This window comes from Ktedonobacter racemifer DSM 44963, from assembly GCF_000178855.1.
Taxonomy (GTDB): domain Bacteria; phylum Chloroflexota; class Ktedonobacteria; order Ktedonobacterales; family Ktedonobacteraceae; genus Ktedonobacter; species Ktedonobacter racemifer.
Genome location: NZ_ADVG01000003.1, coordinates 1,939,527 through 1,954,251 on the forward strand (window position 1 = coordinate 1,939,527; position 14,725 = coordinate 1,954,251).

A 14,725-nucleotide genomic window follows, 5' to 3' on the forward strand; every position below is an offset into this window, starting at 1 on the left:
GGGCACGGTGGCGCGTTCCTCTCAAATTCTCTGTGTCTCTTCTGCCTGGTTCGATAAGCTGGCAAAATACTCCAGAAGCAAGCGATGTGAGAACATATACCCTCCACCGATTTTTCGCATGAAAGTATGCTCCACCGCGTCATCAAGGAAGCGAACATATTTCCAGGGGATCGAGCCGGCACGCCAAAGATACCAGCGAAGGATATAATGCTCAACGAACGCATTGCCACCATAGGCTGTCCAAAACCGGAAAGCAAAGATAGCGCCAAAGGCTAGCGTCATCCCTACCAGAAGAATCGACCATCCTGGGACGCCTGCCAAGCGAAAGGATAACCCACTGGTGAGGCCACACGCGATGGCGCCAATAATGCCAAAAAGGCCTGCGGCAAAAAAGGCATGTTTGAGCGAGTTCTGGATGCCTTCATTGGGTAGGAGGCGTTGATTCTCAGCTATCATATTGCTGGACCACCCGCTATTGAGCACCCCTGTCAGAATGGCTGCCACGCCAGTGGCGATGCCGATGACCGAGCCATAGACCAATCCATAACGCCAGGCGTAACCTGCGCCATAGTAGACCTGGCCTGCGCATCCAAGAACCACGACCATCAGGATGAGAATGGTCCCTGCCATGGGCAGCCCTTTTTTTACATTGGAGGCAAGATGGTGGGTCACGTTCGCCCAGGACCAGGCGACGCTCTCGGCAGGCTTGATGGTCAGGCCAAGGTCTGGCACAAGCTCCGTGCCGTTCCCCAGGCCAAAGAGTATGCCACAGGCAACGCTGACAACGAGCCCATAGACCAGGGCTTCGATCAAGTAGCCCCCGGTGAAAAGAGCGTAGGCACTCGCTGTCCCAATTCCTGAACACAGACCAAAGATGACAAAATTCACGAGGCGATCAATGAGACTGCGTCTCTGGAACAACTTTTGCTTCTTCTGCTCTTTTGAAGCATTGCCTCGCTCATATCTCAGTCCGGCGATTAGCCCAGTCATCAATCCAACAAGCAATCCTTCAAAGACGCCAGTCCCGAGTGCGCGGTATATTCCCGTCGCCACCCCTTCTGTGATTCCAAAGAGCACCGCAGTAAAAAGAGGATTTAACAGTTGACCAAAAGTGAAGAAAATGTATTGAGAGGGTATCAAGGAACATACAAAGCTTTTCTCTTGACAAAGAAGAACAAATGATCTATAATAAAAGGGTATGAGATGATTTAGTATAGAATAAGTGAGCAAATGCATGATTCGTGCGCATAAAATACGCCTGCATCCAACCAAAGAACAACACGTCTACTTGGCGAAAGCAGCAGGGGTTGCACGATTCGTGTGGAATTGGGCGCTGGCCGAATGGAACCGGCAGTATGAGGTGGGGGAAAACCCGGCCGCCTTGAAACTCAAGAAGCACTTCAATGAAATCCGGCGCGAGCAATTCCCTTGGACCTGGGAGGTCACCAAGAACGCCTCGGATCAGCCGTTCCTGGATCTGGGAAAAGCCTTTACAGCCTTTTTTGAAGGCAAAGCCTGTCACCCGAAGTTTAAAAGCAAAAAGCGCAGTAAACCCAGCTTCTATCTCGCCAACGATCAGTTGGAACTCGGGGATCATCGCATGTGGGTTCCCAAGCTCGGATGGGTGAATATGGCCGAGAATCTCCGCTTTGCTGGCAAGATCACCAGTGCTCGGATCAGCAAAACCGCGGACTGGTGGTTTGTCTCGATCCAGGTGGAGATGCCTGATGAGATCCCAGTGAAGAAACAGGCGGCGGTGGGCATCGATGTCGGGCTCAAACGCCTGGCGACCTTGAGTACGGGAGAGGGAGTCGAGAACCAAGCCTTCCTCAAAACGGCTCTGGGGAAACTGCGCCGGGCGAACAAGCGCCTGCATCGTCGCAAACCAGGATCAAACAACCGGGAGCAAGCCCGCAGGCAGGTCGCACGCCTGCACTACCGCATTGCCTGTCTACGCGAAGATGCGCTCCAGAAACTGACCACCCGACTGGCGGACAGTTATGGGATTGTGGGAGTGGAAACCTTGAACCTCAAGGGACTCCTCAAGAACCGACGCCTGGCTCGCTCCTTCTCTGATGCCTCGCTGGGCGCGCTCAGGCGTCTGCTGGAGGCCAAGGTCGCGCAACGCGGGGGACAGGTGATCAAAGTGGGCCGTTTCTTTCCTTCCAGTAAAACCTGTCACTGCTGCGGGTGGAAATGGGAAGACATGGCGCTCAAAGACCGGGTGTTTGTCTGTCAGAATCCCTCATGCCCGTACTCTCAATTCCCGCAAGATCGGGATCACAATGCCGCTCAGAATGTGCTGCGGGAAGCCCTACGCTTGATCGGGCTCATAGATCAAGTCGCCACCGGTACTGGCTCGGACGATGGCGTAAACTTGGCTGTGGACGCGGGATAAGACCAAAAAGACCAACCGGTCTTGAGGCACCTACGAGTGAAGCAGCAACAACGAAAGATCTGGAAGGCGATGCTTGCATACGTTTTCCTACATTAATCGGAGCAGCGATAATGCAGCCAAAGAGAAGACCACTGCGAAGACCGCTGAGCGCGACACGTGGAAGGAACTGAAAGGTAATGGAGGGCAGTCCACTTCGTCCCACAATGAGCGCGGCAATTACATCGACAATAAAGGCGATAATCTCGAGACTTCCTCCACCGCGTAGTCCACCCCCCAATCCTGGTGCCATCCATCCCAGGATATGCACTCCCCACCCTTTTCCATTCAGATAGAAGGATAAGCCTGATGGATCTGGAACAGAGTCACTCATAAAAGACATCTTCCTCTTTTTGGCCATCACTTGTTTCTTCGATCGTCTTTTTTTTAGCTGATACTCTGGATCAGGGCTACTGATGGTAGGTTGAGGTCGGCTGAGCACAATCTCACCTCTTTTGAGCACTTGGCGACCCGTTTCGTATCCTACCCGGATCCTTGTCTATTCCGCCATGTAATCGGCCAACCGCTGCAGTGTCCACATCGAGTAGGGCAGTCCTAAACTTCGAGGTCGAAGCCGTACCGAGGCAAGTAACTGCTCCTCATACTCGCTGGTGACCTTGGGAGGAACCCCTCCACCAGGCCGATCCCGCAATCCTTCAATTCCTTCAGCAACCCAACGTTGATACGCCAGCTATTTAGCGTAAGTCATCGTCTTGTCTACACAAAGACTACTCATTTCCGCAAAGTACATGCGATGAAGGTTCTTGATCGGTAGATCAGTAACGTAACGTGAAAATTCGTCTAGATATCATATAAGGAAGAGATCCAAGTTCAACAAAAGCCCATAAATTCCTTTTGTAGAGGCGGTTTGTATATTATTTCTATTTAAACTCTGCCTGACCAATACAAGTCTTGTACTTTTAAGTGATCTTACCCCGTTTGTAGCTCTTTCGTAGAAATAGAGCCTAACTATTATGCTGAGCGATGCCTATTCCTTCTGTGAACTGCCCCAGTTCACAGAAGGAATAGGCATCGCTCTTGAGCAGAGACTGCCGATGTAGGCACGTATTCTCCTTAAAGGAGCAGTTCAACCCAGCATCTAAGTTTTCACTTGCTATTTTCGTGTCGTCAGGACTTTTGTGATAATCCCTGGATGGAGAAGTGCAAATGGAGAGCGAAGCATGTGCAGCACCTCTAGGAAGACCAAAAGGGTCTTTTGGTCTTTTGTCAGCAAGTCGAATATGCGGTCTACATACTGGTCTGCAAGTCCCTGCTTCTCCTTTTGAGGTGCGTCACCAGATGAAGCCAAAATCCATGGTGTCCGAATGGTGCGAGCCACCTGATGCCGAAAGGCGCGGGAGAAGCCTTTCTGTCGCTTCTTGGTCCTGTACTGCTTGAGGCACGTGTCAAGTACAAGTGCTTCGAGTACTGCGATTGTCATCCCTTGTCCGTAGACGGGATTGAGCATACACTTCGCATCTCCCATAATGATGAGGTTGTCAGGGAAGCGCTTCAGGCGCTCAAAATGGCGGAGACGGTTCTCTGTCCGGCGATAACCATAAATCGGTGAGAGGGGCTTCGCATCTTTGATCGCCTCATAGATCACGGGATCTGGAAGCTTTTGGGCAAACGTGCGATACTCCTCCTCGTTGGTTGAGGGATACTCCTCTCGGGTTCCTGAGAACCCGACCATCCAGCGTTCGCCTTCCACTCGCATCAGAATACCGCCCCGGCATGTATTGTCTCTCGCCTGGATAGCAATGCCTGTCCACTCTGCTTGAAAGTTTATCGGGGGCTCGTAGACCTGGGTTGCATAGCCGATGTGCGCATCTACTATAGTTTCTTGTGGAGGCTCATATCCAAGTTCTTCCAACCATTGGACTGCACGCGAAGCAGCACCGCTTGCATCCACTACCAAAGCGCCTTCAAGCTCGTGAATATCGCCTTTGGTAGGCCCTCTTTTGCGAAATTGAACACCACGTATGGTGTTGGGCTGCTGGCCAGGAAGAAGATGTATAACCTCTACACCCTCGAGAATATGTACCTGGCTGAGCGCTTGCACATAGTGTCGGATCTGCCATTCCAGCAGGATGCGAGAACAGTTCCATCCCCGTAACAGAGGTGGAATTTGTAGACACCGGCGCCCTTTGTAAATGTACAGGCTTTTGTGCCCATACAGTTGTTCCACTGCTCCTTGAGCATAGAGTTTGGCTGAGATACCGGGGAATAGTGACTCAAGGAGTTGCTGCCCTTTGAGCAGCATCGTATGTACCTGGCGGCCCTGGGGAACGCCTGGACGAAACACTGGTGTTTCCGGGTAGTGATCTCGTTCCAGAATCGTAACTTGATCGAAATGGTTGGTCAGCACGCGGGCAGCAACAAGGCCTGCAATACCACCACCGATGACGATAGCGTGTGTCTTCTGCTTCATGCTTTCTATATTCCGCCTTTAAAATGCTTATAAGAGATGTTCAGAGAGAGGTGTATCGGTATGAGCACTTGCAAAATAGTCGAGAAGCAACCGATGAAAAAACATGTAGCCTCCCGCCACCTTCCTGAGAAGAATGCGTTCTGCTGCGTAGTCTAAAAACGCAACATAGTTCCAGGGGATTTCCCCTTTCAGCCACAACAAGGCTCGAAGCACATAGTGCTCCAACCAGGCGATCCCTCCATAAAAGGCGAAGAATTTGTGGGCAAACACGATGCCTATGGCGATGGCGAACCCTGCTCCCAGAATAGGCCACCCTGGAATACCCGCTAGCCCAAAGGCCATACTACATATAACTCCACCAGTCAACCCTCCAACTGAACCAAAGATACCTCCTGCAAAGAGCGCGTGTCGTATGGAACGGCGAATGCCTTCATTGGGTTTGACAAACTGGCGCTGGTCATCTATCAGTTCACTGAGCCAACCAGCACTGAAAAAGCCTGTAAACATGGCTGCTATGCTTCCGATACAACCGACAATGACGCCATAAATAAGCCCAAATTGTACACCATAGTGCCAACCATAGAAGGAACTGCTTATTGATGTCAGCATAAGGACAACTCCTCCCAGAATTACACCTCCAAGAAGCGAGCCCTGTCGTATCAAGTTCCCGGTTTGACTCCATGGAGCCTCCCATTTTACAATTTCTGCTGGCTTGATGCTGACACCAAGGCCAGGAATAATGTCAATGCCATTGGCTGCTCCGGCAACAATGCCAAAAAAGAAGCCAATAATGAGGGCATAGATCACTACAAAGTGGTTGATGTGCCCGAACTGCCAGGCATAGATACTGCCAAAACCGCACGCTCCGCAGATACTGAAGCAAACAATATTCACGAGACGCGTTGAGAGCGAAAACGAGTATGACTTGCTTTGTTGCGTTTCTGCTTCTGAGCGCAGGAGCGTCATTAAAATGCGCATCATGCTAATCAGAAGCCCGGCGAAGAGTCCAGTTCCTACACCTCGATAGAGTCCGTAGCCTATACCTCCAGAGAATCCCAAAATACACCCGGAAAAGACCCCGACGACACTTCCAACCGCGAGCGCAGAACGAGTTGCACTTCGTAATCCCCGTATCACCAACGCCTTCGACAATGTTGGAATGGTTCTCCGTTGCACGAGAAGGACAACGAGTATCATGACAAACCCTACGGCAATCATCAGACTGGTCACCCCTCGAATACCACCTCCCAGTCCGGGAGCCATCCAGTCGAGGAGGGTATTTCCGTGACCTCCTCCCAGCCAGGAAAAGAGGCCGGGCTGGTCTGGGAGTGAATCTCCGCGGAACATGCCAAGCACGCTACTATTGACGAAGATTTCCAGCCCAAATACCACGCGAATGATCAGGAGGCGATAATTTTGGAGCAAAGATGGTGGGAGCCAATCCGGTTGCAAGCGTTCGAGGTAGAATTCGGTCATAGCATGCTCTTGCATCTGCTTTGCAAGCCAGGTGAGGTATCGCTTTGTCTGTTGAGGAGTGTATTGCCCTTTTGAGCCTCTTCGTTGAAGCACGCGCTTCACATATGTCTCAAAAACGAGATAGTGAATGAGCACAGAAGAATCTGGCAGTATTTGCTCTGCTGCTGATTCCCCATGGTACGTCATGGCAAGGGTTGTCAACATCAGCGGGTTTTCAGCCAATTCTTGCAGTCCTGGATCCCGTTGCATTGCGACTTTCAAGGCGATCAGCGCTTCCCCTCCTCGTTCGACGTACTTGTTGACCTGTTGAGCGCTTAACGGTTGGATGGAAATTGCTTTGTTGAGCACTAAACGAACTGGTTGATTGAGATATTCAGCTGTGCGGCTGCAAACAACAACAGGTACTAATCCATGTACTTGCCTATACTGATTGATTGCCTCTATGCATGCCAGTCGATGTGTTGCCTGCATCTCATCAAGCCCATCAAGCAAGAGAGCGAGTTGCTCGTCCTCAATCCACCTTCGCGCCACCTGGTGCGGAACCTGGTATTTTGTGTGTAGCTCATCCAACAACCATACGTGCAAGGAGGTTCGTTTTTTGCCCCAGGATGAGAGGTTAAATACAATGGGGAGAGGGGACAACGCATCCTGCCTTGCTTGTTGCAGGAGGTGATTGGTCAGTTCGAGTAAGAGCGTGGTCTTTCCCGCGCCTGGTTCTCCTAAGATAAGCAATTCACCATCAGCTTCTTCATACATGTGCGTGATATGGGTGCCTTCGGGTAACGGTTTCGCTGGCAGCATCGATTCTCGAACGGTATCTTGCCAGGGGTTCACAAGTACGTCTGGCTGCTCTTGTAATGCTAAGGGGAGGAGGTTGTGTTGATAGAGGGAATGAGCAAGCACTCCTGAAATCCAAAAGTTAAAGACTCGTGTAAGCATGCGCTGTCGATTAACATCGTTACGAGAGATGAGTTGTCGTTTTGAAGATGAGAGAAAATCACCTTTCTCCAGGAGCATGCTCGATAGCTGTACCTTTTGGAGGGTAAAGGAGAGGTCTCCAGTAGAGGGAGCACTGAGCATCTCTTGGGACGCCGGTTGTTTCTGTTTCTCGAGTGGCAGTAATCCCAATTGTTCTAGTGGCTTCCCGAGTAAGTCGCTGAGTTGCTTACGATACTCTAATGAGGGAAAACGAGTGCCGCGCTCCCAACTTTGTACAGTTTTTTCATCAACGTCAAGTTCAAGAGCGAGACGGCGTTGTGTCCATCCCTTTTCCTCGCGTGCCTGCTTAAGCAGTACATTCGGAATTCTTCTGGTTGTCATCTCTATTGCCTCTTTGAGAAGTAAAGTCTGCGTAAGAAAAGGCCTGTTGATGCATAACTTTGTATAACAATGTTATGCATCAACAGAATCTCTTGCATGTATAACCCCTATGATCATAGCACTTCTTGTGTATTTCGACAAGACATATTTGTGAAAGGAAAAAGGCGAGGAACATTGTAACTGCTGTCTGAGGTATTTTGGGATACTGTTTGTGAACTGTGGGGGCGCTGTAGGTGTACACCCCTCTGAAAAATAGGCATACTATTTACGAAGTTCTTGCAGGAAGGGCTGATACAGGCTCTTTCCCAGGGGGTAAATCTCTGATAGGAAGCAATAGAGGATATGTATTCCACAGAGAATGTTTTGTCTCAATTTGAGAGACATCTCTTCTGGAGAAGTTTGACGAAAAGAGGAATGCAATGGTTCTTACTCAAGATGCTATTTTGTACGCAAGTACCCTGTCTTTGTCGCATGAACTGGAGAGTACTTTAGATCACTCTCCAGCACTCATTTCATTCTTGTCCTATAAGGCGCTGATTTTTCACGAGCGTTTTATCTACATTTTTCAGCGAAAACAGTTGACCGAGGGCTTTCAACTGCATTGTACGCCCACACAATGTCGCCTGCTGGCGGCATTTTTATCCCATCCTGAGCAGGTGCTTTCCTTTGGCGACCTGGCGGCCTGTGCATTTGGCCTTGATGCCGCTCACTGCGATGCGCAAGAGATTCTCACGCTCCAAAAGCACGTGTCCAAACTCAAGCAGAAACTCCCACCGTTTCTGAAATTGGCTGTGGTCAAAGGGCATGGATATGTGTTGCACCATCGCCAGGAGGGGCACAAGGCGGAAAGTAATCATGTGTCTGAATAAGCACATGCGTGTGTTGGTTTTCCTATATACATGGCACTTCGCCCAGAATTGGGAAGAACTTCGCCCACTATTGGGTGGTTTACATCTTTCCTTGTCTCCTTGATACCAGGTACACTTAGTCACGTACCTCGCGACATTGACTGAAACATCCCTGGATCTACACTGGTGACGGTGATGATAACTAAACGCCAGGAACCTATCAAGGGTTGCTTCTCATGACAAAGGCTGAGTGTTTGTAGGCATGTCTACAGTACAACAGTATGTACAGGCAAATTACAAAATTTTGGTAAAATGGAGGACCTTTCACGATGGCAGCATCCATTTCCCTTTGCTCTGATCAGCATCTTTCCCTTCATCCAATTGGACGGAGGCTATGGTGCCGGTTCGCAGGCACCCCTCAAAACTCACCGTTGCTCTTGCTTCACGGCGAGTGGCAAAGTAGCGCGGTGTTCACGCCGTACATGGCATCGCTTGCCCGCCACTACTACGTTGTGGCACCCGATCTCCTTGGACACGGGTTTTCTTCCAAACTAGCGGAACAAGCTGCCTACAGCATCCTCTCCTGGGTTGAGGATCTGGCGATTGTATGTGATACCATCCTTCACCTGGATGGCATCCATGTGGTCGCACTTGGACGCTTTGGCATGTGCCTGCTCGATGCGCTGCAGTGGCATGCGACGCTGGCAGAGCGCCTGCGCGCGTTCACCATCCTTCCCTTCCCACACTCGTATCCGTTTGCCCTCCTGACGCGTTTGTCTTCGCCTGACGTTGATATCTCCTACAGGGCCGCTCACGAGCTCGCCTCGCTTTTGCTTCCCCTCTTTCCGCAGGATGGCATCGCTCCTGAGCGCGCACACGGAGAACTGGTGTCGCAGATCCGGTTGGTGCATCCCCTGGCCAGTGCAGAACTCTGCCATCTGGTGGAATACATGGAGACGGAATATACCCGCTGGGGAAAACCGCTCAAGATTCTTCAGACACTCAAGGATCTCTTGTGCCTTGTGGCGCAGAGCGATGTCCCTCTTGCCGGAGGAACCAGCTCCCAGGAGCGTGAATCGAGCGCGTATGCGGCACTTGTCTCTGAGACATCTCTCTAAAGCTGGTGGGCATCCGATGCGCTCTTGAGTTCATCCATTTCGCTTTATTGCTTGTCTACTTATGACAACGCGTTGACATGTTGTCTATGAAGAGAAAGAGCATCGATATGACTCATACGTTTTCTTCTCCTGTGCACGTGCAAGCACCATCCTCACCTGTGCAAGATGTGCAGCAGGGATTGCCGTCCTCCCATCTGCTCCTTGAGCAGGTGCTCACAAAAAGCGAGGCCCCGCTCGATGCCGCTGTGCTCACGTGTCTTCCTCCTCTTCAAAAGGAGGAAGTCTCGCTCCTACAGGCCTGGCATCAGGGACGCCCGACGCTCACGCAGATTGTCACGACGCAGCTCGGACGGGTGGGAACAGTTCTTTTGCCCACAGAGGATACCCACGGCGATGAACAGCGGCAGCAAAAGATGATTATTGAGCAGGCCTGCAAAGCCGTGGCCCTCGCTCAGACCTGCGGTGCCAGAAGTGTTGCCCTTTCAGCGCCTCTCGCATCGCAGACCAGAGGTGGGCAGCTGATTCGGGAGCACCAGGTGCTGCGTGCCGGTCATCGACCAAGCCTTACCACCGCGGACGCCACCACCAGTGTCGCGGTCCTCCTGAATCTCGAATGGATCCTTGCTCGCGTCGGTCGTGAGCTCTGCCGTGAACGGCTTGCGGTGGCGGTGGGACCCGATGATTTTGCTAGTACGTTTCTTCGTCTCCTGCTCGCCACGCGGCCACATCCGTCATCCCTGATGCTGTGCACGCTTCCGGGGCAGGGGAGGCACGGTGAGCACCTCGAGACGGAACTGTTGGTGTCTGGCTTTCGGGGAGACATCGTGCGCAGCGAGATGCGAGCAGGGGAGGCGCTGCCAGATAGCGTGTATGAGGAGGCCACCCTGCTCCTTGGGACGGATGATGTGCTTAGAGGACTCGATGTGCAACGCCTTCGCGCCGGGGCGATCCTCCTTCGGCTCCCGTCGGCTCTCTCCCCAGAAGTGTCAGAGCCCCTCTCGGCCCGGATACGCGCACACCGGGATCTCCTTGCTCCTCGGGGAGATGAACTGACCTCTCCAGCGCCGATGCGAGCACAGCGAGCGTTTGCGCAGGGGTCACTGCTCGATCTGTTGGTACAAACGGGGGAAGGGAGTGGGTTGCGTACCCCGCACCAGATCAAGAGTTCTCTGCTTGCCGGGCTCGCGGTCGCGAAACTCGATGTCCTTCCGACCTCTGGATGGGTCGACACCAAAACGGCGCAGAGCTACTACTTCGCGCTCAGACGGGCCGGGTTCCGAGGGGCGGCACCTGATCTCGGCGTGCAGGATACCCCGTCGCTCTACCTCACGCAGTTTCGCGCCCGTTTCCGTCACTGCTTTTGATCAAGGGCAGCTCTCTACCGAGAGCTGTGTTCATATGCCTCGCGAGAAAGAGGCGCTGAGAGAGAGCTTTTCTCAGACGAGGAAGACGAAAGATGACGCAATTGTACCCTCTCGTCGCACTTGCGACCTGTGCGGACGATTTTTATCGCGATCCCGACGACCTGGTCGTGCAGCAAGCGCTGAGCCGCCTGAGTGTCCATGTCGACCTGGTCTGCTGGAACGACCCCACCTATCAGTGGGAGCGCCCATCTCTGGTGGTCGTACGCTCCGTTCGGGACTATGACCGGCAGCGTGGCGCATTTCTGCACTGGGCACGTCGTGTCGCCGGGCAGACGCTGTTGCTCAATCCGCTTCCACTCCTGGAGTGGAACACACAGCGGTGGTATCTCCGTGGGCTCGCGGCCCAGGGGATCCCGGTTGTCCCGACCCATTGGGTAAAGCCAACGACTGGCACACCCCCGTCACTGGCACACCTCCTTGCGGAGCGCGGCTGGCAAGAGACGATAATCAAACCGGTTATTGCCATTGGTCCCACTGATCTGCGCCTGGTGACACGTGCACAGGAAAGCCTGATCCAGGGACAGGCACATCTCGATGCCTCTCTGGCGCGCGGCGCTGCCATGATGATTCAGCCCTTCCTTCCCGAGGGGGAGCAGAGCGTGATGGCGATCTGTGGACAGATCACGCATGCCGTCCATACGCCTTGCCAGCTCTCAGAGGAGGATGATGAAGTGAGGAATGCTGTTACGGTCCCGCTGCAGAGGGACTACGTGGCCTTTGCTCGTGACGTCCTTTCCCGCCTTCCCCCAACCCTGTTCGCGCGTGTGGATCTCCTTCGCGATACAACCGGGCGCTTGCGGCTGAGTGAGCTCCATCTAGTTGCGCCACGTCTCTGCTTTCAGTGCTCTTCTGCGGCCTGTGAACGCCTGGCGAGAGCCCTCTCTCGGCTCGCTCGCCAGCCATCTCTATGGCGCCAGGAATCTGGCCTCTCGGGGGCAGAAGGTGAATTGTTGGAGAGGCTTTCATCCGTCGTGTCGCATGTCGTCGTTGGCTAAGATGTGACAACGGTGACGGACATGCTTCGCGAGGAACTCGCCCTGAGTATGAAATAGGTTCTGTTGTGGCAGCATGGTTTGGGTGCGCAAAGAAAGAGAGCAGTCAGGCATGCTTCTCATGTACTCATAGTATTGTTTCCTGAAGGTGTGCTTTGTATTGAACGCAATGACTTTGAAAGACCGGTGAACATACGATGTTTGACGCTATTCTCTTTTTAAGGATATTCTTCTCTGTCCTGGCTGGTATGGCGATTTTGCTCTATGGCGTCCGATCGATGACAGAGGCCATCGGACAATCGGACAATCGCTATCTGCGTCAATGCCTCTTGCACATATCACGTTTCCCAGCCATCGCCTATCTCATCAGCCTTATCATGACGGCTTGCATGCAAAGTTCGAGTGCCATGTCTTCGTTGTTGATTGACCTGGTGAGCGCAGATCTTTTGCCATTTTCAACGGCTATCGTGATGATGCTCGGAGCAAATGTTGGCTCAACCCTTGCGGTGCAGCTGATTTCCTTTCATATTACCGATTATGCGCTCACTCTCGTCGGTCTCTTTGCCTTGCTTGCGCTCATGACTGCACGCACCAGATGGCGACGTGTTGGCCAAATCGTGTTCCCCTGTGGCCTTATGCTCCTGGGGCTCTTTACTCTCTCTCAGGCAAGTGAGCTTCTGGCAAGCAGCGCGTGGGCAGTAGCGGCACTCCAGACAGTTGCTACGACCCCGCTCTTGCTCCTTCTTCTGGGAACAGCCCTGGCCATGATGCTTAATTCGAGCACTGCAACTATCGGGTTTGTGCTCGCTCTGGCATCCCGTCATACGTTGCCCCTGGTACCAGCGTTAGCAGCCGTGTTGGGGGCTAATATTGGAACGACACTTCCTGCGCTGCTCGCGGCGGTGTCGCGCAATGCTGCTTTGGGGCAGCGCCTGGCATTCGCCCACACAGGAACGAAGTGTTTGGGAGCATGTCTTCTCTTTTTGTTGTTGCATCCTCTTGCCACCTTGCTCGCTATATGCTGGCCAAACCCTACCATGCAAGTTGGCATGGCACACCTCGGATTTAATGTCCTGCTGACCTGTTGTTGTGTGCCTCTGGCGGGTCCACTTACCGGGCTACTGACTTATCTGGTACCCTCAGGAGAAAACGTGTCTGTATACCAGATTTCAGAGTCTGCCAGCTATTCCTGTTCCTCGCCGGTATCAGATGGGTGAGCGGCGAAAACCATCCATTCGCGTATCCTGTTCTGGTTTTCCACATTGTTCTCTTTTGATGTGGAGAACGTGTGGAAAACCAGAACAGAGAAAGAAACCAATGTAGTAGATAAGAGCTTTTTTGTTCTGTTAGATCGTATGGGCTGAAGGCTTCTAAGTACAATCAACAACTTTTTTGGCATCGAGTGCCCTTGATAAACGGGTTTCTTCCTGAAAGCTTTGCCTGATTGTACTGAGTGTTATATACCTTACATTGATTTTACATAAACATACATTGATTTTACATTAGTTTGTGTCTTTTTTGATGATCGTGGCATAACCTAATAGGTAGATCGATGATACATAATGATCAAAAATACGTGAGCAAGATCGATAAAAAAATCTCAAAGAAAGATGAGGATCACCACGATGTTGTATAAAGAAGCTGATATTGAGCATCCTTATCACTATCCATATACGCCTGTGTCTGCACCGGAGACTCCCTCTAATCAATCGCTTGCGCCCGCTCCAGATACGGCGTCAGGCGAAGTGCTTCAGCCGCCGAAATACCAGTCACAGGAAGCGCTGCCAGGGTCGGTACCGCCGCAGGGACCACGAAAGCAGAAGAAATCTGGTTGGCGAGCAGGTGCAATCATCGCGCTCGCGCTCGTGATGCTGCTCGTCTTCGGCGTCGGCCTGTTCGCTGGCATGGTACTACTCGGCAACAATAATCGCACCGGCACTGCGTTGGTCACATCCACGGCGTCAACAACAACAACGACGACCGTCTCTCAGACGCAACAGGTGGCAGCCATTGCGAAGGTCGAGCCAGCAGTGGTCGAACTAAAGGTGATGACCAGCCAGGGCCAGGCTATTGGCTCAGGAGTGATTATCGACAATAACGGCGATATCGTGACCAACAATCATGTCGTCAATGGCGCGCAATCTATTCAGGCCATACTGATCAACGGCACCACCGAGACGGCGCAGCTTGTCGGAACCAATGCCGCAAACGATCTGGCCGTTGTGCGGATCAAGCCATTTGCGAACATGACGGTGGCAACCCTTGGTAACTCATCCCAACTGGTCGTTGGACAGACGGTACTGGCGATTGGCAATCCGTTGGGCATCACCAAGACGGTTACCAACGGCATTGTCAGTGCATTAAACCGTACCGTGCCAGAATCCAAAACAGTCACGATTCCGAACGCGATCCAGACCGATGCCCCGATCAATCCCGGCAATAGTGGAGGCGCGCTGATTAGCTTGCAAGGGCAGGTCATTGGCATTCCAACATTGGCATCAGTTGATCCAGAGTTCAATACTCCTGCGAACGGCGTTGGTTTCGCGATCCCGTCGAATCTCGTCAAAACCGATGTAGCTCAGATTCTCCAGCAGGCAAGTTAAAAGCATCTGGATACGACTATACGGAGAGGCAGACGAGAGGTGTTTCCCTCCCACTTGCCTCTCTTGGTGTTTGTTGTGC

Annotated in this window: 12 protein-coding genes; 8 read left to right on the plus strand and 4 right to left on the minus strand. The window is 52.3% G+C overall.

The window, feature by feature from the left end:
• Window positions 1-21: 21 nt before the first annotated feature.
• Window positions 22-1,053, minus strand: a complete 1,032-nt coding sequence (locus KRAC_RS37580) for a hypothetical protein (RefSeq protein ID WP_157507541.1) — start codon at window positions 1,051-1,053, stop codon at window positions 22-24.
• 181 nt (window positions 1,054-1,234) lie between these two features.
• On the opposite strand from KRAC_RS37580, the gene KRAC_RS37585 reads away from it, so the two are divergent.
• On the plus strand, window positions 1,235-2,398 hold the full coding sequence (locus tag KRAC_RS37585) for an RNA-guided endonuclease InsQ/TnpB family protein (protein ID WP_007916456.1): 1,164 nt from the start codon (window positions 1,235-1,237) through the stop codon (window positions 2,396-2,398).
• A gap of 73 nt (window positions 2,399-2,471) precedes the next feature.
• The gene (locus KRAC_RS74820; RefSeq protein WP_040445657.1) at window positions 2,472-2,663 is read left to right on the plus strand and encodes a hypothetical protein; all 192 of its coding nucleotides are present in this window, start codon (window positions 2,472-2,474) and stop codon (window positions 2,661-2,663) included.
• 270 nt (window positions 2,664-2,933) lie between these two features.
• Here KRAC_RS74820 and KRAC_RS79985 read toward each other — a convergent pair whose 3' ends face one another.
• The 3 genes from KRAC_RS79985 to KRAC_RS37600 all read right to left on the minus strand — a co-directional run bounded on the left by KRAC_RS79985 (window position 2,934) and on the right by KRAC_RS37600 (window position 7,661).
• Entirely contained in the window at window positions 2,934-3,125 is a 192-nt protein-coding gene (locus KRAC_RS79985; protein ID WP_083814998.1) for a helix-turn-helix domain-containing protein, read from the minus strand.
• A 423-nt stretch (window positions 3,126-3,548) separates the two neighbouring features.
• Window positions 3,549-4,865 carry an FAD-dependent oxidoreductase gene (locus KRAC_RS37595; protein ID WP_007916458.1) on the minus strand — a complete coding sequence of 439 codons (1,317 nt, stop codon included), beginning with the start codon at window positions 4,863-4,865 and terminating at the stop codon, window positions 3,549-3,551.
• 27 nt (window positions 4,866-4,892) lie between these two features.
• Window positions 4,893-7,661: a helix-turn-helix domain-containing protein gene (locus tag KRAC_RS37600; RefSeq protein WP_007916460.1), complete on the minus strand. Its 2,769-nt coding sequence runs from the start codon at window positions 7,659-7,661 to the stop codon at window positions 4,893-4,895.
• Between the two features lie 419 nt (window positions 7,662-8,080).
• Between KRAC_RS37600 and KRAC_RS37605 the strand changes: the two genes are divergently transcribed.
• From KRAC_RS37605 to KRAC_RS37630, 6 genes are all read left to right on the plus strand, one after another.
• Entirely contained in the window at window positions 8,081-8,530 is a 450-nt protein-coding gene (locus KRAC_RS37605; RefSeq protein WP_007916462.1) for a helix-turn-helix domain-containing protein, read from the plus strand.
• Between the two features lie 308 nt (window positions 8,531-8,838).
• Window positions 8,839-9,627, plus strand: a complete 789-nt coding sequence (locus tag KRAC_RS37610; RefSeq protein WP_007916463.1) for an alpha/beta fold hydrolase — start codon at window positions 8,839-8,841, stop codon at window positions 9,625-9,627.
• A 107-nt stretch (window positions 9,628-9,734) separates the two neighbouring features.
• Window positions 9,735-10,991: a hypothetical protein gene (locus tag KRAC_RS37615; protein ID WP_007916465.1), complete on the plus strand. Its 1,257-nt coding sequence runs from the start codon at window positions 9,735-9,737 to the stop codon at window positions 10,989-10,991.
• 92 nt (window positions 10,992-11,083) lie between these two features.
• Window positions 11,084-12,046 carry an ATP-grasp domain-containing protein gene (locus KRAC_RS37620; RefSeq protein WP_007916466.1) on the plus strand — a complete coding sequence of 321 codons (963 nt, stop codon included), beginning with the start codon at window positions 11,084-11,086 and terminating at the stop codon, window positions 12,044-12,046.
• A gap of 194 nt (window positions 12,047-12,240) precedes the next feature.
• Entirely contained in the window at window positions 12,241-13,260 is a 1,020-nt protein-coding gene (locus KRAC_RS37625; RefSeq protein WP_007916468.1) for a Na/Pi cotransporter family protein, read from the plus strand.
• A 408-nt stretch (window positions 13,261-13,668) separates the two neighbouring features.
• Window positions 13,669-14,646: a S1C family serine protease gene (locus KRAC_RS37630; protein ID WP_007916469.1), complete on the plus strand. Its 978-nt coding sequence runs from the start codon at window positions 13,669-13,671 to the stop codon at window positions 14,644-14,646.
• The last annotated feature ends 79 nt before the right edge of the window (window positions 14,647-14,725 follow it).

Bases quoted from the DNA above. Each gene is read 5' to 3' on its own strand.
- KRAC_RS37585 (WP_007916456.1), top strand. From the start codon at position 1,235: ATGATTCGTGCGCATAAAATACGCCTGCATCCAACCAAAGAACAACAC.
- KRAC_RS37595 (WP_007916458.1), bottom strand. From the start codon at position 4,865: ATGAAGCAGAAGACACACGCTATCGTCATCGGTGGTGGTATTGCAGGC.
- KRAC_RS37600 (WP_007916460.1), bottom strand. From the start codon at position 7,661: ATGACAACCAGAAGAATTCCGAATGTACTGCTTAAGCAGGCACGCGAG.
- KRAC_RS37605 (WP_007916462.1), top strand. From the start codon at position 8,081: ATGGTTCTTACTCAAGATGCTATTTTGTACGCAAGTACCCTGTCTTTG.
- KRAC_RS37610 (WP_007916463.1), top strand. From the start codon at position 8,839: ATGGCAGCATCCATTTCCCTTTGCTCTGATCAGCATCTTTCCCTTCAT.
- KRAC_RS37615 (WP_007916465.1), top strand. From the start codon at position 9,735: ATGACTCATACGTTTTCTTCTCCTGTGCACGTGCAAGCACCATCCTCA.
- KRAC_RS37620 (WP_007916466.1), top strand. From the start codon at position 11,084: ATGACGCAATTGTACCCTCTCGTCGCACTTGCGACCTGTGCGGACGAT.
- KRAC_RS37625 (WP_007916468.1), top strand. From the start codon at position 12,241: ATGTTTGACGCTATTCTCTTTTTAAGGATATTCTTCTCTGTCCTGGCT.
- KRAC_RS37630 (WP_007916469.1), top strand. From the start codon at position 13,669: ATGTTGTATAAAGAAGCTGATATTGAGCATCCTTATCACTATCCATAT.